At 67.6% G+C, this 19,223-nt stretch carries 15 protein-coding genes and 1 pseudogene; 11 read left to right on the top strand and 5 right to left on the bottom strand.

All coding sequences use genetic code 11. From position 1 onward, the window contains the following. Positions 1 to 10: 10 nt before the first annotated feature. From ASF65_RS05240 to ASF65_RS05220, 5 genes are all read left to right on the top strand, one after another. Positions 11 to 1,237, top strand: a complete 1,227-nt coding sequence (locus ASF65_RS05240) for a substrate-binding domain-containing protein (RefSeq protein WP_055886212.1) — start codon at positions 11 to 13, stop codon at positions 1,235 to 1,237. A gap of 86 nt (positions 1,238 to 1,323) precedes the next feature. Then, a complete protein-coding gene (locus tag ASF65_RS05235; RefSeq protein ID WP_055886209.1) occupies positions 1,324 to 2,451 on the top strand; it encodes an ABC transporter ATP-binding protein in 1,128 nt (375 codons plus the stop codon). Between the two features lie 46 nt (positions 2,452 to 2,497). After that, a complete protein-coding gene (locus ASF65_RS05230) occupies positions 2,498 to 3,100 on the top strand; it encodes a dual specificity protein phosphatase (protein ID WP_055886207.1) in 603 nt (200 codons plus the stop codon). Continuing rightward, the gene (locus tag ASF65_RS05225) at positions 3,097 to 4,740 is read left to right on the top strand and encodes a metallophosphoesterase (RefSeq protein WP_055886204.1); all 1,644 of its coding nucleotides are present in this window, start codon (positions 3,097 to 3,099) and stop codon (positions 4,738 to 4,740) included. Before ASF65_RS05230 ends, ASF65_RS05225 begins: the two co-directional genes overlap by 4 nt. 33 nt (positions 4,741 to 4,773) lie before the next feature. After that, positions 4,774 to 6,423: a Na/Pi cotransporter family protein gene (locus ASF65_RS05220; RefSeq protein ID WP_055886202.1), complete on the top strand. Its 1,650-nt coding sequence runs from the start codon at positions 4,774 to 4,776 to the stop codon at positions 6,421 to 6,423. Between the two features lie 169 nt (positions 6,424 to 6,592). On the opposite strand, the gene ASF65_RS05215 is transcribed toward ASF65_RS05220, so the two are convergent. From ASF65_RS05215 to ASF65_RS05200, 4 genes are all read right to left on the bottom strand, one after another. Continuing rightward, a complete protein-coding gene (locus tag ASF65_RS05215; protein WP_055886199.1) occupies positions 6,593 to 7,408 on the bottom strand; it encodes an inositol monophosphatase in 816 nt (271 codons plus the stop codon). 8 nt (positions 7,409 to 7,416) lie between these two features. Then, a complete protein-coding gene (locus tag ASF65_RS05210) occupies positions 7,417 to 8,484 on the bottom strand; it encodes an ABC transporter ATP-binding protein (protein WP_055886197.1) in 1,068 nt (355 codons plus the stop codon). Continuing rightward, positions 8,481 to 10,721 carry an iron ABC transporter permease gene (locus ASF65_RS05205; RefSeq protein ID WP_055886194.1) on the bottom strand — a complete coding sequence of 747 codons (2,241 nt, stop codon included), beginning with the start codon at positions 10,719 to 10,721 and terminating at the stop codon, positions 8,481 to 8,483. Before ASF65_RS05205 ends, ASF65_RS05210 begins: the two co-directional genes overlap by 4 nt. Positions 10,722 to 10,782: 61 nt before the next feature. Continuing rightward, entirely contained in the window at positions 10,783 to 11,808 is a 1,026-nt protein-coding gene (locus tag ASF65_RS05200; protein WP_055886352.1) for an ABC transporter substrate-binding protein, read from the bottom strand. Between ASF65_RS05200 and ASF65_RS05195 the strand changes: the two genes are divergently transcribed. Then, a complete protein-coding gene (locus ASF65_RS05195) occupies positions 11,807 to 12,976 on the top strand; it encodes a LacI family DNA-binding transcriptional regulator (protein WP_244486567.1) in 1,170 nt (389 codons plus the stop codon). The two genes, ASF65_RS05200 and ASF65_RS05195, sit on opposite strands and share 2 nt — an antisense overlap. 122 nt (positions 12,977 to 13,098) lie before the next feature. Here ASF65_RS05195 and ASF65_RS05190 read toward each other — a convergent pair whose 3' ends face one another. Beyond that, complete coding sequence (locus ASF65_RS05190) at positions 13,099 to 13,860, bottom strand: histidine phosphatase family protein (RefSeq protein WP_244486563.1); 762 nt, start codon at positions 13,858 to 13,860, stop codon at positions 13,099 to 13,101. A 105-nt stretch (positions 13,861 to 13,965) separates the two neighbouring features. Here ASF65_RS05190 and ASF65_RS22235 point away from each other — a divergent pair. The 5 genes and pseudogenes from ASF65_RS22235 to ligD form a co-directional block, all read left to right on the top strand. Next, positions 13,966 to 14,298 (top strand): annotated as a pseudogene (locus tag ASF65_RS22235) (Gfo/Idh/MocA family oxidoreductase); the annotation flags it as partial. Continuing rightward, the gene (locus tag ASF65_RS05185) at positions 14,299 to 15,039 is read left to right on the top strand and encodes a Gfo/Idh/MocA family oxidoreductase (protein ID WP_348271165.1); all 741 of its coding nucleotides are present in this window, start codon (positions 14,299 to 14,301) and stop codon (positions 15,037 to 15,039) included. Between the two features lie 310 nt (positions 15,040 to 15,349). Further along, on the top strand, positions 15,350 to 15,535 hold the full coding sequence (locus ASF65_RS05180; RefSeq protein WP_055886189.1) for a DUF3606 domain-containing protein: 186 nt from the start codon (positions 15,350 to 15,352) through the stop codon (positions 15,533 to 15,535). Between the two features lie 117 nt (positions 15,536 to 15,652). Then, positions 15,653 to 16,525, top strand: a complete 873-nt coding sequence (locus ASF65_RS05175; protein WP_055886188.1) for a Ku protein — start codon at positions 15,653 to 15,655, stop codon at positions 16,523 to 16,525. A gap of 14 nt (positions 16,526 to 16,539) precedes the next feature. Further along, the gene (gene ligD / locus ASF65_RS05170) at positions 16,540 to 19,080 is read left to right on the top strand and encodes a DNA ligase D (RefSeq protein ID WP_055886186.1); all 2,541 of its coding nucleotides are present in this window, start codon (positions 16,540 to 16,542) and stop codon (positions 19,078 to 19,080) included. Positions 19,081 to 19,223: the final 143 nt, after the last annotated feature.

Here is a 19,223-nt window from a genome sequence, read left to right as displayed (position 1 = left end):
GGAAACGACGATGACGCGCCTTCGCATATCACTGGCGACGCTTGCCCTTGCGGTCCTGACCGCATCGCCGGCCCTGGCCCAAGGGGCAGAGTTCGAGGCCTGGCTGAAGAGCGCCGAACTCGGCGCCGACCAGCCGGCGGAGGAGAACTGGGACGAGATCATCCGCAAGGCCAAGGAGGAGGGCGAGGTCACGATCTACTCGTCGTCCTCCGGCGTGAACGCGCTCGCCGAGGATTTCCGCAAATTCTATCCGGAGATCAAGGTCAACGCCTATGACCTCGGCTCGGAGAAGACGATTGAGAAGGTGGTGCGCGAGCACCAGGCCGGCGTCTACGCGGTGGACGTCGTGAACACCGCCGGCACCGCCCAGATGTTCTTCGACATGGTGCCGAACGGTCGGGTGGTGAACTACGTGCCGCGCTACCTCGTGGACAAGATCCCGCAGGAGTTGCGCGAGCCGCTGCTCACCCACGTCGTCGAGGCGACGACCCTCATGTACAATGCCGACACCTACAAGGACGCACCGCCCATCACCAACGTCTGGCAGCTCACCGAGCCGGACTGGAACAAGCGGTTCGCGATGAAGAGCCCGCTCGGCTCGCTGACCTCGCTCGCGCTCCTCACCTCAATCGTCGAGCATGCGGACGACTTCGCCGCGGCCTACGAGAAGCATGCCGGCAAGCCGATCGAGCTGTCGGACGGCAGCGAGAACGCAGGCTACGAGTTCCTGCACCGCCTGCTGCAGAACGACCTCGTGATCTACGATTCCGGCTCGAAGCTGGCGACGGCCTCCGGTCTGAAGGGTCAGTCCAGCCCGCCCATCACCTTCTCCTCGATGCACTACATCGGCAAGAACGCCAGCGACGACTATGCCAACGAGATCCTCACCGACGTCGATCCGGCGGGGGTCTACGCCTATTCCACCTATGTCGGGATCGCCGGCCGCGCGCCGCACCCCAACGCCGCCAAGCTCTTCATCGCCTTCCAGATGGGGCCGAAGGACCTGACGCGCGAGACGAGGCTCGACAAGCCCTATCGCGAGGGCGAGAGCCTCCAGAAGCTCCAGGGACTGGCGAGCTATTTCAAGGTCGGCACCTTCTCGCCGCGCACCGACGTTCCGCTGCCCCCGGGCGGCGAGAACTGGCCGGAGGTGCGCAAGATCTTCGGCTCGGCCGAGTTCCAGCGCGACAACGTCGCCGCCGTCAACGACTTCTGGATCTACGAGACGAGCAACTGACCGACGCGCTGGGACCGGGCCGCGCCGCCCGGTCCCAGCGGCGTCCGCGCCAGACGACCCCCTCTAGCCGATCCTGGGAGAAGACCATGAGCGAAGTCACCCTGAAGGGCATCACCAAATCCTACGGCGGCCATCTCGCCATTCCCCCGCTCGACCTGGAGATCCCGAAGGGCAAGTTCGTCACGCTGCTCGGGCCCTCCGGCTGCGGCAAGACGACGACGCTGCGCATCATCGCCGGGCTCGAACAGCCCTCGTCGGGCGAACTCTCGCTCGGCGGGCGAACCGTCTATTCCGGCGAGACCGGCCATTTCGTGCCGCCGGAAAAGCGCGGCCTCGGCTTCATCTTCCAGAGCTACGCGCTCTGGCCCAACATGAAGGTGGACCGCAACATCACGCTCGCGCTGTCGCAGGCGGGGCGGCCCAAGGCCGAGATTTCCGAGCGGCTGGCCGAGGCGCTGCAGAAGGTCCAGCTCCAGGGCTGCGGCGAGCGCTTCCCGTCCGAATTGTCGGGCGGCCAGCAGCAGCGCGTCGCCGTCGCCCGGCTGATCGCCGCGCGCAACGCGATCCTTCTCATGGACGAGCCGCTGTCGAATCTCGACGCGGTGCTGCGCACCGAGATGCGCACCGAGCTGAAGCGCCTGTCGCGAGATCTCGGCGCCACCACGATCTACGTCACGCATGACCAGGTCGAGGCGCTGACCATGTCCGACATCATCGTGGTGATGAAGGACGGGGTGATCCAGCAGATCGGCAGCCCCTACGAGATCTACCACCAGCCCGCCAATCTCTTCGTCGCCGAGTTCATCGGCGATCCCCGCGTCAATCTCCTGGACGGCGAACTCTTCGAGCGCGACGGGCGCAGCGTCCTGCGCCTGCGCGAAACCGAGATCGTGCTACCCTACATGCTGGCCCAAACGGCGGGTCCCGTGCGCGTCGCGATCCGCCCCGAGCGGCTGACGCTGCACGACCGGCCGACCGCCAACACGCTGCCGGCCGAGGTCGACGTCGTGCAGCCGACGGGCTCGCAGACCATCCTCTCGCTCTCGGCGCGCGGGACGGCGATGACCGCCCTCATCCCACGTTTCGTGGAGGCGTGGCCGAGCCGCAAGGTCTGGCTGGAACTCGATCCGGCCGGCGTCATGGTGTTCGACCCCGCGACGGGCGGCATCGCCCGGCCCGTGACGACGCTCACGCGCCACGTCGACGCCGCCTGACCGCACGACGGGGCGAGGGGCATCCCTTCGCCCGAAAGGAACCGACATGGACGCACCCGTCTACGCCCGCCCGGCGATCAGCCTCATCACCGAAGGGCTCGGCCCCTTCGATAGCAAGCTCTACATCGGCGGCCTCGAAGGCGCGCGGGATCTGTCGCTGCTGCGCGCCCACGGCATCGGCATCGTCGTCAACTGCGCGGTCAATCTCGACGTCAACTTCGTGCGCCGTCCCGCCAACCCGGAAGAGGGCGATCTCTGCGCCACCGGCTTTTCCGACATCCGCTACTACAAGCTCGGCATGATCGACGGCGGCGGCAGCCCGGACACGATGATGCTCGGCGCCTACTACATCCTGCACGGGGCACTGCATCAGAGACTGCCGAGGCGCGAGACCTATCCCTATCCCGACGGCGGCAACGTCCTCGTCAATTGCCGCAGCGGGCGCAGCCGCTCGGTCTCGCTCGTCGCCCTCTATCTCCACCGCCAGCAGCCGGACCGCTTCCCAACGCTGGACGCCGCCGTCGCCCATATCCGCGACAAGCGCGAGCTGAGGCCCGACGAATGGTTCGAGACGCCCAAGCCCATGCTCTACGACGCGGCCCGCAAGGCTTCCGACTGGATCGACCTGATCGAGGGCGCCAAGGCATGAAGCCGGCCGCCCTACCGCCCGTCGCCGTGGTCGCGGATGCCCACTATCACGACGTAGAAGGCGACTACGGCTTTGACGGCGCCGAGGTCGACGGGCGGCGGCTGACGGTGCGCAGTTGGGCGGACACGCGCGCCTCGACACGCGTCTTCAACGAGAGCGCGCTCGCCTTGACGCATGCGCTCGACGAGGTGGTCGCGCGCGGCATCCGGCTCGTGGTGCTGCTGGGCGACTACAGCGACGACGGACAGCGCCGGACGGTCGCTTCCGTCACGACCCTTCTGGCGGGCTACCGCGAGCGGCACGGCCTGCGCTTCTTCGCGCTTCCCGGAAACCACGACGCCTATGCCCTCCATGGTCGCCACCAGTCGAAACGGTTCTTACGCGCCGATGGGGAGGCGGTTCTCGTCACCAGCGACCCCGCCGCCGAGCCGGGTGCGGTCGTCTCGCCGGCCATGTATTGCGAGGGCTACCCGGAGGCGCTGCGACCGATGGCGAGCCACGGCTTCTTCCGCCAGTCCGCTGATCTCCACTGGGAAACGCCGTTCGGCTCATCCGACGATCCGCAGGGCCGCCGCTACGAGGTCGCATCCGCCGATGGGGCAACGCGGGTCTCGCTGATGGACGCCTCCTATCTCGTCGAGCCGGAAGACGGGCTCTGGCTCCTGATGATCGACGCCAACGTCTTCGAGCCGCGAAGCGGCGCGAGCGACCTCACGCGGGAGGACGGCTTCATCGACAGCACCAATGCCGGCTGGAACGCGGTCCTGCGCCTGAAGCCCTTCCTGATCGACTGGATCGCCGACGTACATCGGCGGGCGAACAGTCTCGGCAAGTCGCTTCTCTGCTTCTCGCATTATCCCGTCGTGGACCCGTTCGGCGACAATCTCGACGCCGAGCGCGCGCTCTTCGGCGAGACCAACGTGGCCCGACGCACGCCGGGCATGGCGGTCGCGCGCCGGCTGGTCGAGGCGGGGATGACGCGCCATTACAGCGGCCACATGCACGTCGCCGGCGAGACCTCGCGGGGCGTCGGGGGGCGGCGGCTCGTCAACGTCGCCGTGCCTTCGCCGGTCGCCTTTCCGCCGGCCTTCGGGGTGCTCGATCCCTCGGGCGGCGCGATGGAGACGGTCGACCTGTCCGGCTGCCCGCTGGACCCGCGGCTCGCCGCGCTTTACCGCCGCGAGGCAGCGCTGACGGGCGAGGCGCCCCATGCCGCCTTCGACGCCCCCGACCTCGGCGCATTTCTCTACGAGCATGCGCGGGCACTCGTGACGCACCGCTACTTCCCGAAGGAATGGCCGCCGGAGATCGCAACGACGTTCGCGGGTGCCGGCGTCGAGGATGTTTTCCGGGCCGCCGGTTGGCCCGTTCCCCCAAGCCCGGCTTCCGCCCGGTGCACGGCTGAGGATTTCGTGGCGGACTGGTACGTCCTGCGCCATGCGCAGGATCGGGCGCTGCCTTACATTGCCCCCGAACGCCTGGCACTCTACCGAGCCTTGACGGTCCTTGGGCCTCCGGACGAGCGCCAGACGCCGATCGGCGCCTTTCTCGAATTTTTTCTTCAGGTGCTGGGTCAGTCGATCGCGCGGGCGGACGGGACGTCGGCCGATCGGACACCTGGCCTCGCGCGAGCGAGCTGAGGCGGGGAACGGATCTCGAACAGGACGGGGCGCATGCAGTCCACCATCGTCATGATCAATCTGGCCGGCGCCGTCGCGTTGCTCCTGTTCGGCCTGGCGCAGGTGAAGCAGGGCGTCTCGCGTGCCTTCGGCGCCCAGTTGCGCACGGGGCTGGCGGCCGGCACCAACGGGTCCTGGCGGTCCTTCCTGTCGGGCCTCACGGCCACGATCGCGCTGCAGAGCTCCACCGCGACGGCCCTGATGGTCTCCTCCTTCGTCGAGCGCGGGCTGGTGCGCCCGCGCATGGCGCAGATCGTGCTCCTCGGCGCCAATGTCGGCACGGCCGTCACCGCCTGGATCGTGGCCGCCGGCATCGTCTGGCTTTCGCCGCTCCTGGTCCTGTCCGGCGTCGTCCTCCAGCGCGGCCGGGGCACGGCGCGCCAGGGGGCGGGCGCTGCGCTGACGGGCATCGGCCTGATGCTCCTGTCGCTGCATCTCATGGGGGCCGCGACGGAGCCGCTGCGCGCCTCGCCCGCGCTCGCCGCCTTCATCGGCCTTCTCGACGATGCCTGGCCGGTGGCCCTCATCATCGCGGCGACGCTCGCCTTCGTCGCCTCGTCGAGTCTGGCGATCGTGGTGCTCGTCCTGTCGATCGCGGGAACCGGCGTCCTGTCGCCCGGCCTCGTCGTCGCGCTGGTGCTCGGCGCCAATCTCGGCGGCGCGATCCCGCCCGTCGTCGCCTCGCTCGGTGCGGGCGCGGCCGCGCGCCGGGTCGTCCTCGGCAATCTCGCCGTGCGGGCGGCCGGCTGTCTCCTGGCGCTGCCGATCGCCGATCAGGCGGGTGCGCTTCTCGCCCTCCTTCCGCTTCCGCAGGACAAGCTGCCGGTGGACGCGCATCTCGCCTTCAACCTCGCGCTCGCCGCCCTCGCATGGCCTTTCGCCGGGCTCGTGTCCGATGCGATGCGGCGCCTCGTGCCGGACGGGCCGAAGACCGGGACGGTGCCGAAATTCCTCGACCCGACGGAGCTTTCCACGCCGCTCGTCGCCCTCACCAGCGCCACGCGCGAGGTGCTGGGCGTCGGCGACCTCATCGAGCGCATGCTCGTGCAGGTTCTCGACGCGTTCCGGCGCCGAGACCTGTCGCCGCTGCAGGACATCCCGACGCTGGAGCGGGGGGTCGACAGCTTGCAGCAGGAGGTCAAGCTCTACCTGTCGAAGCTCGGCCAGGAGGGGGGAAGCGCCGAGGACGGCGCCAAGGCGATGGTGATCGTCGACTACGCCATCAATCTCGAGCACATCGGCGACATCATCGAAAAGGGGCTATTGGAGCAGGTCAGCAAGATCGTGACGAACGGCCTGCGCTTCTCGGACGCCGGATACCGCGAGCTCGACAAGCTGTTCGAGCTGACGATCGAGAACCTGCGCATCGCCCAGACGATCTTCGTGACCCGCGACATGACGCTGGCGCGCCGTCTGATGAGCATCAAAGTCGAGGTGCGGGTGCTCGAGCGCCAGTCCGCCGAGCGTCATCTCCAGCGCCTGCGTGAGGGCCATGCGGCAAGCCTCCAGACGAGCTCGCTCCATCTCGACATCCTGCGCGACCTGAAACGCATCAACGCTCATATCGTCTCGGTCGCGCATCCGATCATGGACGAGAAGGGCCTTCTCGCCGAAAGCCGCGTGCTCGACTTCGCGACCGAGTGACGAGAGGCCGGGCGAGAAACGACGTGCCGCTCGCCTTTGCTTCGTGGCCGCATCCGACCCGCGCCAAGCGCGGCGACGCTGCCACGCTCGCTGGGGTCTCGATCGACGGATCGGCCGGACGATGAAGGGAACAAGGGGGCGCGAGGCTCTGCGAGCCGGCCCCTCCTGTTCAGACGGCGTGTGCCTCGACGATGCGCAGGAGGTCCGCCTTCACGCCGGGGCAACCTGCGACGACGGCGCCGCCGTCGATCATGCGAACCCAGCTCGACGGATCGGAGAACCAGCCGCCGGCCTCCTCGACCAGCAAAAACCCGGCATAGCAGTCCCAGGCGTTCATGTGCGGCTCCCAGTAGCCCACCAAACGTCCCGCCGCGACATAGGCCAGCATCAGCGCGCCGGACCCGTTGCGCACGAACATGCCGCCCTCGTCGAGAAGCTGCTCGATGACGCCCGAGACGACCTTGCTGGGAACGCGGTGGTTGGCGCCGAGGCCGAGGATGCCGGTCTGGAGCGTTGCGGCCTCGGCGACCTGGACGCGATGGCCGTTCAGCGTCGTGCCGGCGCCGCGCCGGGCGGAGTAGAGCTCGTCGGTGGTGGGCGCGTAGATGACGCCGGCCACGATCGCCTCGCCCCGCATGATCGCGATCGATACGCACCAGGCGGGGATGCCGAACACGAAGGGGCTGGTTCCGTCGATCGGGTCCATCACCCAGCGAAAACCGGACGTCCCCTCCTGAAGACCGTATTCCTCGCCGAGCAGGCCGTCGTCGGGGAAGCGTGCCGCGATGCGCTCGCGCAGCAGCGTCTCCACCTCCTTGTCGGCGATCGAGACGACGTCCTGACCGCTCGTCTTCTGGTCGATCGTCAGGCGCGAGCGGTCGCGGAAATAGCCGAGCGCGATGCGCCCGCCCTCGCGGGCGATGGCTTCGGCGAGCCTCTGGCGATCTGCGACCGCGGTATCGGCGTGTTCGATCGTGTCAGACATAAGCTCTCTCAGGCAGGGATCAGTGCGACGCCGCGCTCATGCAGGCCGATGCCGATATCGCTGGCAACGGGGCGCACGTTCTCGATCGCGGTGTCGACGACGAAGAGGCGGCCGTGCGCCGTCTCGACCTCGTATTCGATGTGGTCGCCGAGATAGGCGGCGCTGGCGACACGCCCGTCCAGGCGATCGGGACGAGGCTCGCCGATGATCATCGCATTCGGGCGGATCGCGAGCTTCGCTGCGCCTTCGCGCGCGGCCGGCATCCGGATCGGATGGCGCAGGCCGCCGAGCCTGGCCTCCAGTCCACCGTCCAAGCGCCTTGCGACCTCGCAAGGGACGACATTCGCCTCGCCGATGAAATCCGCGATGAAGGAGGAGGCCGGCGTCTCGTAAAGCTCTCGCGGCGTACCCGCCTGCGCGATCTCTCCGGCCTGCATCACGACGATCCGGTCGGAGACAGCCAGCGCCTCTTCCTGGTCGTGCGTCACGTAGACGGCGGTGAAGCCGAGGCGCTGCTGCAGCTCGCGGATCTCGGTGCGCACATGGCGGCGCAGACGCGCGTCGAGATTGGACAGCGGCTCGTCGAGAAGCAGCACCTGCGGCTCCAGCACCAGAGCGCGCGCCACGGCCACGCGCTGTTGCTGGCCACCGGACAGTTCGCTCGGCAGACGGTCGGCAAAGCCCGCCAGACCGACGAGCGCGAGACCCTCCTTTCCTCGCTCCAGCGCTTCGCGTTTGGAGCTGCCGCCCGACCGTAGGCCGTAGGCGACGTTCTCGCCGACGCTCATGTGCGGGAAGAGGGCGTAGGACTGAAACACCATCGAGACGTCGCGCTCGTTGGCGGGAAGGTTGGTGACGTCCCGGCCGCCGATTAGGATGCGCCCGGCGGTCGGCTGTTCGAGGCCTGCCAGCATGCGCAGCGTCGTGGTCTTGCCGCAGCCGGAGGGGCCGAGCAGCGTCACCAGCGTTCCCGGCTCGATGTCGAAGGAGAGCGAACGGATGGCGACGACCGACCCGAAACGCTTCTCGACGGCTTCGAAGCGGACGGATCCCTTGCGTGCGGCGGGCTGGCTCATGCGGGCGACTCCTTCGAGAGCGTGACGGCGGTCGCCGAGGCTGCGGCGGCCGGCGCGACGTTGCGGGTCTCGCGCCGCAGCGTGCGCTTGCCCACCGCGAGTTGGAACAGCGCGATCACGCAGATCATGACGACGATCAGCATGGTGGAGTAGGCGATGGCGACGCCGTATTCGCCGTTTTCGGTGAGGCCGACGATGTAGGAGGTCGCCATGTTGTACTGGGCGCTGACGAGGAAGATGACGGCGCTGATCGAGGTGATCGAGCGCACGAACGAATAGACCAGCGCTGCAACGATGGCGGGCTTGAGCAGCGGCAGCACGACGCGGCGAAGCGTCGTGAAGGAGTTGGCGCCCAGCGTCAGCGAGGCCTCGTCGAGGCTCCGGTCGAGCTGACTCATCGCCGCGATGCCACCCCGCACGCCGACCGGCATGTTGCGGAACACGAAGCAGATCACGAGGATCAGCGCCGTCCCGGTCATCTCGATCGGCGGCAGGTTGAAGGCGAGGACGTAGGACACGCCGATCACCGTGCCGGGGATGGCGAAGGACAGCATCAGCATGAATTCCAGCGCCTCCCGGCCGGCAAAGCGCTGGCGCACCAGGAGATAGGCCGACAGGAGGCCGACGAGGGCGGTGAGCGGCGCGGCGATCAGCGCGATCTCCATCGTCGTCCAGAACGAATCCCACGCAACGCCCGTCCAGCGAAGGCCGGTGTCTTCGGCCGAGACCGAAAAGGCCTTGGCGTAGTGTTCGAGCGTCAGCGTGTTGTCGAGGCCGAGCGTGCGCACGAAGCTGCCGGCGACGATCATCGCGTAGACGGTGAGCGTGAAGAACACCCAGATCGAGACCGCCCCCACCACGACGGCCCGCAGCTTCGGATCGAGGGGCACATGGCGGCCGGAATCGCCCTTGCCGGTGACCGTCGTATAGCTGCGCCCACGCAGCCAGACGCGCTGAAGGAAGAAGGCGGAGAGGGTGAAGCCGAGGAGGACGAGCGCGAGGACGGCGGCGCGGGCCGGATCGTTCTGCGCGCCGACGACGGCAAAGAAGATTTCGGTCGACAGGACGCCGTGGCTGCCGCCGAGCACCAGCGGGTTGCCGAAGTCGGCCATGCTCTCGATGAAGCCGACGAGAAAGGCGTTGGCGAGGCCCGGACGCATCAGGGGGAACGTGACGGTCCAGAACGTGCGCCAGCGGTTGGCCCGCATGGTTTGCGCCGCTTCCTCCATCGCCGGGCTGATGCCCTCCATCACGCCGATCAGCACCATGAAGGCGATCGGCGTGAAGCTCAGCATCTGCGCGATCCAGATGCCGGGAAGGCCGTAGAGCCAGCGTCCGCCATCGAGGCCGGTCAGGGTGAGAAGCCCCTGCGTGACGACGCCGGAGCGGCCGAACAGGAGGATCAGGGCGAGGCCGATCACGAAGGGCGGCGTGATGATGGGGAGGATGGTGAGAAGGCGCAGCAGGCGCTTGAAGGGAAAGGCCGTGCGCGTGGCGACGAGCGCGAAGGCAAGGCCGAGGATCGTCGTGCCGAGGCCCGTGCAGATCGCGAGCGTCACCGTGCGCCAGGCGAGGCCGCAACTGCCCGTGCCCGCCAGACAGGCGAGCGACCAGATCGAGGGATCCTGGATGTTGGCGAGGAAGCTCGAGGCGTCGAAGGATCCGTCGAGGGCCTGGAAGGCGCCCACAAACAGGCTGGCGAGCGGGTACAGCACGAAGGCGGTGACAAGCGCGACCACCAGCGCGATGGCCGACAGCACGAACGCGTCGCCGCGCAGGCGTCCACGCTCAGCCAGACCGAAGGTCAGAAACAGAAGGAACGCCAGAGCCAGAGCGAAGGCGCCGAGGCCGAACGGCGGCTGGCCGTCTTCCAGAGGGCCGAACAGGGACTCCCAGCCGCTCCAGTTCCAGCCACCGTATCCGACAGCCAGACCTTCGGTGATCAGGAGGGCGAGACCGGTGCCGCCGACGGCAGCCAGCCATCGGCCCCGCCGCTCGCCGGGCGGGACGAAGCGCAGCGCCACGGCCGCGGCGATCGCGAGGCCGAGCGGCACGAGCCAAAAAACGGAGCGAAGGCCGATCTGAAGAAGGCCCGGCGCCGCGTCCGGCGAAAGCGGCCAGTCCTGCGCCCAGCCGAGCGACCAGAGGCCACCCTCGAGCCCGTACCAGGGCAGGACGGCGAAAGCGACGAGGGCGAGAGCCAAGGCCCCATCGAGACGGCGAACGCGCGAATCCATCGACGGATCCTCCCGGATGCTGGGGATGGCGGGCACCGATGCGGCGCCCGCCGAGGCTGGATCAGTTGGCGGCGGCGCCGATCTCGCGGTCCCAGCGTTCGAGCAGCGCCTTGCGGGTCTCGGCATTGCCGTACTTGGCGAAGTCGTAGTCGATCAGCTTGATGTCATCGAGCTTGGGCGCTTCGGGCGGCACGGTCGCGCTCTTGTTGGACGGCAGCTGGAAGCTGTCGGCCTCGGCAGCCTTCGACTGCACCTCGGGCGACAGCGCCCAGTCGTAGAAGACCTTGGCGTTCTCGAGGTTCTTGGCGCCCTTGACGATCGACATCGATCCGACCTCGAAGCCGGTGCCTTCGCAAGGGGCGACGGTCTCAACCGGGAAGCCCTGCTTGGTCATGGCGACGGCATCGTGCATGAAGACGATGCCGATGCCGGTCTCGCCGCGCGCCGCCGCCTTCACCGGTGCGGAGCCGGACTTGGTGTACTGCGTGATATTGGCGTTCAACGCCTTCTGGTAGGCGAAGGCCTCGTCCTCGCCCATGAGCTGGACGAGTGTGGCGAGCGCCGTGTAGGCGGTGCCGGACGAGTTCGGGTTGGCGATCTGGATCTCGCCCTTGTACTTGGCGTCGGTGAGGTCCTTCCAGCAGGCGGGTGCAGCGAGGCCCTTCTTCTCCAGGATCTGCGTGTTGTAGCCCCAGCCGAGCGCGCCGGAGTAGACGCCGACCGTCTTGTAGCCGGAAACCTCCGCCTGTTTCTGTGCCCAGGGCTGGAGCTGGTCCAGCATCGGCGACTTGTATTCCAGCGTCAGGTTGTCGTCGGCCGCCTGCAGATGCGGGTCTCCCGTGCCCGCCCACCAGATGTCGGTCTTCGGATTGCGGGCCTCGGCACGCAGGCGCGCGTAAGCCTCGCCCGAACTCATGCGGACCATGTTGACGTCGATGTCGTGGCTCGCCTCGAACTCCCGCTCCATCAGCTCGCACCACTTCACGTCGGCGGCGCAGACGAGATTCAGCGTTCCGGCGGCGCGGGCGGGTAGGGCGGCTGCCAGCGCGCCGAAGAGAATGGTCGTGACGAGAAGTTTGGTGCGCATGGTCGAGCCTCCCAGCATCGTGAGCATCTTTGCACTGCTGTGCAAGCTCAACTGGACGTACCGAATTGTCAACCGCGGAGTGGAGTGCCATGGTTGCATGGAAAGCCGGTGCACGGGGATGCAAAGGGAGATCGAGGCTCTGAGCAGGACGACGCATGGCCGAGGGGGCGGACCCGCCTTTGCAAGCGCGCAGGAGGTGGCACGGCTGGCCGGTGTGTCTCGTTCCGCCGTGTCTCGCGCCTTCACGCCGGGTGCGAGCATCTCGCCGGACACGCGCGCCAAGGTCGAGGCGGCCGCGGCCGAACTCGGCTATCACGTGAACCATCTGGCGCGAGGGCTGATGCGCCAGCAGACGGGGATCGTCTGCCTCGTCGTCGCCGACATCCAGACGCCTTACCTGTCGCGACTGCTCGAAAGCCTGTCCCGATCGCTTCAGGAGGCCGGCAAGGTCGTGATGGTGCTGAACGCCGGCAGGGCCTCCGGCAATGTCGAGGGGGCGCTGCGCCAGACGCTCAACTATCGCGCCGATGCGACCGTCGTTCTCTCCGGCACACCCTACCGCTCGATCGCACAAAGCTGCCTCGACAGCGGCCAGCGCCTCGTGCTTCTCAACCGGAACGATCACCTGCCCGGCACGGTCAACCTTTCGGTCGACAACGCCCGCGCTGCCCGAACGGCCGCGACGCTCTTCGTTCGGGCCGGCTACAAGCGTTTTGCCCTTGTCACTTCGGGGATCGGAACTCCGAGCCTCTTGGCCCGGCGAGAGTGCTTTATCGCCACCGCCGCCGAGGCCGGGGCCGACGTCACGGTGTGGGAAGGCGGCGCGACGGCGTACGAGAGCGGACTTCAGGGAGGGACGGCGCTGTTCTCATCCGATGATCCGCCCGATGCCGTCTTCGCCGTAACCGACCTTCTAGCCTGCGGGGTCATGGACGCCGTTCGCCATCGCTTCCGTCGCCGCGTACCCGACGAGGTCGGGGTGATCGGCTTCGACGACATCGAACAGGCAGGCTGGGCGTCGTATGATCTGACGACCTTCGCGCAACCCGTCGAGGACATCACCGACTGGACGGTGCGGATCGTCGCGGACGGGATCGTCGAGGGGACGGCGGATCGCGTGTTCGAGGCATCGCTCGTATGGCGGTCGTCGGTCGCGCGAGCTTTGTAGTCGATCCTCCCACACCATCGGCGGCATGTGCGTCGAGAGCGACGCAGAGGCACATGCGAACCGCGGACCTGCGTCGAAACCGGTTCGCCAGGTCCACGCGGTCTCGGTGGATCGGCGAACGGTCAGATGCGGGGGGCAATCGGCATCCATCCCTCGACCGGTTCGAGCGAGGGAAGGGATGCGATCCAGAAATGCCCCTGGAAGGGTTGGTCGACGGAGCGCGCAATCGGCGTGTCCGATAAGGCGCAGAACAGCAGCGTGCCGACGGCGCCGTGCGCGACGATGGCCAGATCGCCTTCCTCGTGATCGTTTGCGATCCGGGCGACGGCTCGTCGGACGCGGGCCTGCGCGTCGACGGCCCGCTCCCATCCGCGAACGCTGTCGGCGGGGGATGCGAAGAACGCATCGGCGACGCTCTCGAACTCGTCAGGGGGAAGGAAGCCGGTCGCGCTGCGGTCGTTTTCGCCAAGGTCCTGCGACAGGCCAACCCCGAGCCCGAGAGCCCCGGCGAGAATGTCGGCGGCTTCGATCGCCTTCGTTTCCGTGCTGCACCAGATCGATCGGACACCCGACACAACCGGGGACTGCGAGAAGGCGCGCATGCGCTCGACGCCCGCTGGACTGAGGGACCATCGTTCGACCGGCGTGGCGGGATCGACGACGACCTCGGGGTGGCTGATGAAGAGAAGCGTTGGCATGACCCCCGATCCGGCGGATTGGCTGCCAACGCAGCCTAGGCGATGTCCGCTTTCGGGAGGACGGCAATCTTTCTGGAGCAGCTCGGAAGGGGCATTTTCGGATGGCCTCGGTCGATGCGGACGAAGCGCTTCTCGACCTCCCGGACGACGGCTTTGCCGCCGCCGCCCACATGCGGAGGGGAACATTCAGGCTTCCCAGGCCTTGCGACCTCGACGCGGCTCGACCGCGACGAAACACGGGAAGGCATCATGTTCGGAAGCAGGAAGAAGGTTCGCTAAGCTGTCGTCGGCGGGGGACAGATCTCGCAGCAGGCGTTCATGCCCGGCATCGGGCGCACCGGGAATTCGGAACTGGCCGCTCTCGTGACGGGAGACCCCGTGAAGGCCGAGAAACTGGCGGGGCATTACGGCATCAAGGCCTGGAGCTACGAGCAATACGGCGAACTGCTGGCGTCCGGCGAGATCGACGCCGTCTACGTCGCGACGCCGAACTTCCTCCACCGCGACCATGCCGTTCCTGCGCTCGAGGCGGGCATCCATGTCCTGCTCGAGAAGCCGATGGCTTCGAGCGTCGAGAAGGCCACGGCGATCCTCGCCGCGCAGCGCAAGGGAGGTGCCAAGCTGATGATCGCGTACCGCCTCCACCATGAGCCGGGCACGGTCGAGATGATCACCCGAGTCCGGAAGGGGGAGTTCGGCGAGTTGCGATACTTCACCTCGACCTTCGCCCAGAACGTGCGCGAGGAGAACTCGCGCGGTCACAACGGCTACTGGGGCGGTCCCGTGCCGGACATGGGCACCTATCCCTTGAACGCGGTGCGCAACCTGTTCGGCGAGGAGCCGGTCGCCGTCCATGCTGTCGGCACCAAGACGCCGAGCCGCGGCTTCAACTTCCACGACACGGTGGCGGTGACGCTGCGCTTCCCGGGAGAGCGGCTGGCGCAGTTCACCGTCAGTTACGCAACCGCCCCGTCCGAGTCCTTTACCCTGGTGGGCCGGAACGCCAGCATCCACGCCTCGCCGTGCTTCATGTTCGGGCCGAAGGTCGGCATCGCTTACGTCGAGAAGACCGAGGATGGGGAGACCGAGCACCGCTTCGACCCGGTCGAGCAGTTCGGCAACGAGACGGAATACTTCTCCGATTGCATCCTCAACGACAGTCATCCGGAAGCGGACGGCGAGGAGGGGCTTCTCGACATGCGGGTTCTCGAGGCGGTGGCGCGGTCGCTGGACACGGGCGAGACGGTGTCGTTGGAGCCGCGCACGCGCACGCGATCCGTCGAGCCGGATCAGGCGCTGACGCTGAAGTCCGCGACGCAGCCCACGGAGGACGACATGATCAACATCATCCCCCAGTCGGCATAGCTGCCCGAGGGTAATCCCCATCTTCGGCGACACGCCGGCTCCGACGTGTCGCCGCCGCTCCACGGGCTCGCCCGTCCGCACAGGTCCGCCAAACGTGCCGCCGCGCGCCGGGAAGGCTCTTGGGCCTTTGCGCGACGCGACATGGGCCGGCAAATAAACCGTCCCAACGAGGCACGCTGGGTTTTGAGCCACCCAAGCGTTTTGGTTCGGAAAAGAACAACTTACCATCCCGACTAGCGTTTACTGGCGTGAATTCAATTCATAGGCGGCCTGGAACTTGGTCCGCCCGAACCCGACGAGGGAGAGCGCCATGTCGAACGAGCATACATCCCGCGGTCGCGCCCAGGACCGCGCCCGGGTCGCCGCCGGCCAGGACCACGAGGTCCGCTACGAGGCTGGCAAGGAAGGCGTCTCGAAGGCTGAGGTAAAAGAGGCCGTCAAGGACGTCGGCAACAGCCGTCGCAAGGTCGAGAAGCGGCTGGAAGACGGATCCTAGCGCCGGGACCAGCGCTGGCTTCTCGTTTCCCGTGACCGGTTTCCGGTCGGCGCACGGGCGGAACGTCCGCGTCGAGCCAGGCGTTCGTCCGCCATTGTTCGGTCCGGAGTTTCTCGCATGGCGCGGCGTCCCATCTGGAAGGGCCAAATCCGCCTGTCCCTCGTTTCCATTCCGGTCGAGATCTTTCCGGCGACGTCGTCGTCCGGAACGGTAAGCTTCCACCAGATCGACCGGAAGAGCGGAAAGCGCATCCACTACGACAAGGTTGTCGAGGGGCATAAGCCGGTCTCGCCGGACGACATCGTGCGCGGCTTCGAGGTGAAGAAGGACCAGTACGTCATCCTCACCGACGAGGAGCTCGACGCGGTCAAGCTCGAGACCAAGAAGACGCTGGAACTCGTCCAGTTCGTCGACACCGCTGAAATCCCGCCGCTCTACTTCGACAAGCCGCACTATGTCGTGCCGCAGGACGAACTCGCCGAGGACGCGTTTCGTGTGCTGCGGGACGCGCTGAAGCAGGGCGGCAAGACCGGGCTCGGCCAGATGACGATGCGCGGCAAGGAGTATCTCGTCGCCGTGCGGCCCTACGGCACCGGCCTTCTGCTCGAGACGCTCCATTACGCCGACGAGATCCGCAAGGCCGACGAGTTGTTCGCCGACATCGCCAAGGGTGAGACCGATGACGATCTCCTCGCGGTCGCGCAGGAGCTGATCGAACGCAAGACCCATCCGTTCACGGCGGGGGCTTTCAAGAACCACTACCTCGCGGCGGTCCGGGCGCTGGTCGAGGAGAAGCGCCGCAAGCACGGCGAAGTCGAGATCGAGGACGAGCCGGACGAGGCGCCGAAGGGCCATGCCAAGTCCAACGTCGTCGATCTGATGGCCAGCCTGAAGAAGAGCCTGGAACGCAGCAGGGGCGAGGGCGACAAGACACCCGCGCGCAAGCCGGCGGGTAAGGCGAAGGCCGCACCCAAGCGCAAGCGGGCCTGAGGTCGAGACGGCCGATGGCGTCCCGCGCCGACACGCTGCTGAAGCGCTACCGCGAGAAGCGGGACTTTACGCGCACGGCTGAGCCGGAAGGCGGTGGAAAGCATGTCGGGCAGGCGGGGACGCGGCTGGCGTTCACCGTGCAAAAGCACGATGCACGCCGCCTGCACTATGACTTCCGCATCGAATGGGAGGGCGTCCTCAAGAGCTGGGCGGTGACGAAGGGTCCGAGCCTCGACCCGGCCGACAAGCGGCTGGCCGTCCGGGTCGAGGACCATCCACTCGACTACGGCACATTCGAGGGCACGATCCCGGCCGGCGAATACGGCGGAGGCACGGTCATGCTCTGGGACCGAGGCTGGTGGGAGCCCGAGGGCGATGCCACGGAGGGGCTTGAATGCGGCAATCTCAAGATGTGCCTTCACGGCGAGAAGATGGACGGCCGCTGGGCGCTGGTGCGGATGAAGGGCAGGGATCGCGGTGCCCGCGAGAACTGGCTCCTCATCAAGGAACGCGACGGGGATGCGGCGCCTGACACGGACCTTCTCGCCCTCAACCGGAGCGTCAAGACGGGACGCAGCCTCGACGAGATCGCGAAGGGAAGCCCTTCGAGGACGATGGTACGCTCGGCCGCGGACGCGGCGGGGCCGGCGGCGCGCCCCAAGTCGAGCCGGCGCGAGGCGAAAGGCAGACAGGCCAAGCTCCCCGCTTTCCGCCCGGTTCAACTCGCTCTCCTGACGGACGCGGCGCCCGAGGGCGACGACTGGTTGCACGAGGTGAAGTACGACGGCTACCGCGTCGAGATCGCGTTCAGCGGCGGCGCGGTGCGCTTCTCCACCCGCAACGAGCAGGACTGGACGACGCGCTTTGCAAGCCTGATGGACTCGGCGCTGGCGCTGCCTTGCAAGAGTGCGCTGATCGACGGCGAGGTCGTCGCCTTCGACGCGGACGGGCGCGCCGACTTCTCGACACTCCAGAAGGCGCTCGGTGCCGGGGCGCCTCTGTCCTGCTTCTGCTTCGACCTTCTCGAACTCGACGGCAACGACCTGACCGGCGCGCCGCTCCTCGAGCGCAAGGCGCTCCTGAAGGCGCTGATCGAGGCGGGCGGGGAGGGCGCGCTTCTCTACAGCGAGCATGTGCGCGGCAACGGCCCTTCCGTCTTCCAAGGCATCTGCGAGGGCGGCCAGGAGGGCATCGTGTCCAAGCACGCCGATGCGCCATACACTGGAACCCGAAACGGCGACTGGCTGAAGGTGAAGTGCACGCGGCGGCAGGAATTCGTGATCGGCGGCTGGTCGCGGTCGGCCAAGCCCGGTCGGCCCTTCTCCTCGATCCTCGTCGGCGTCATGGAGGACGGGAGGCTCGTCTATCGCGGCCGTGTCGGGTCGGGCTTCGACGCCAAGGCGCTGGAAGATCTTGCCGCGCGCTTCGAAGCGCTGGAGACGAAGCCCTCGCCTTTTGCCGACCTGCCGCGACCGGTCGCCCGGAACGCGTGTTTCGTGCGGCCGGACCTCGTCGCCGAGGTGGATTTCGCCGAACTGACGGCCGACGGGCAGATCCGTCACGGCGTGTTCAAGGGCCTGCGCGCCGACAAGCCGGCGGGCGCCGTGGTGGACGAACGTGTCGAAAAGCCTGCGCTATCGCCGAGCGGATCGAAGGGTGGAAATCTCACCGTCTCAGGCGTGCGCATCTCGCATCCCGATCGTGTTGTCTATAGCGAGGGCGGGGTCACGAAGGGCGACCTCGCGCGCTACTACGAGCGTGTTGCCGCGCACATGCTCGCTCACGCCGGCGACCGCCCGCTGACCTTGAAGCGCTGCCCTTCCGGCATGGCGCGCCCCTGCTTCTTCCAAAAGCATCTCGGCGAGGGCTTCCCCGATGAGATGGGAACGGTCGACCTTCTGGAGCACGATGGCGAACCGGCGCGGTACATGACGCTCCTCAACGCGGCGAGCCTTGTGGCGGCCGTGCAGATGGGGGCGCTCGAATTCCACATCTGGGGCTCGCATAACGACGCCATAGAGCGGCCCGACCGCCTGGTCTTCGACCTCGACCCCGATCCGTCCGTTGGCTTCGAGGCGGTGCGCGAGGCCGCCGTCCTCGTGCGCGGCGCGCTGGAGGCGCTCGGCCTGAGCGCGTTCCCGATGGTGACCGGCGGCAAGGGCGTTCACGTCGTCGTCCCGCTTTTACCCAAGGCGAGCTTCGATGACGTCGCGCGCTTCGCCAAGGGGCTGGCCAATCGGATTGCGGCGAGCGATCCGGTCCATTTCGTCGCCACCATGTCGAAGGCCAGGCGGCGTGGGCGCATCTTCATCGACTGGCTGCGCAACGAGCAGGGCCAGACGGCCGTCGCGCCGTATTCGACGCGGGCGAGGGCAGGGGCGCCGGTCGCGACGCCCGTGTCGTGGAACGAACTCGCCGGTTTGGAGGCCGCCAACACGTTAACACCGGACGACGTGCTCGACCGCCTATCCGGCCCCGACCCCTGGACAGGCTACGAGCGCGCCCGCGCGCCGATCACGCGCGCCCTCGTCGAGGCGGTCGAAGATACGGGGTGATCGGCCAGTCGCCGAAGGAGGACTCCCAACCTCGAACAGAGGGAATGGCACAAGGTCACGACGTTCCGGGCCGTGCGCGTCTGACCATCTCACGCGGGGAAGACCAGACGTGCACGGCGGCTTCGGACGCTGCTCCCGCCGCC

The sequence above is a fragment of the Aureimonas sp. Leaf324 genome, assembly GCF_001423245.1.
Classification (GTDB): domain Bacteria; phylum Pseudomonadota; class Alphaproteobacteria; order Rhizobiales; family Rhizobiaceae; genus Aureimonas.
This window is presented reverse-complemented; position numbering and strand designations above follow the sequence as displayed.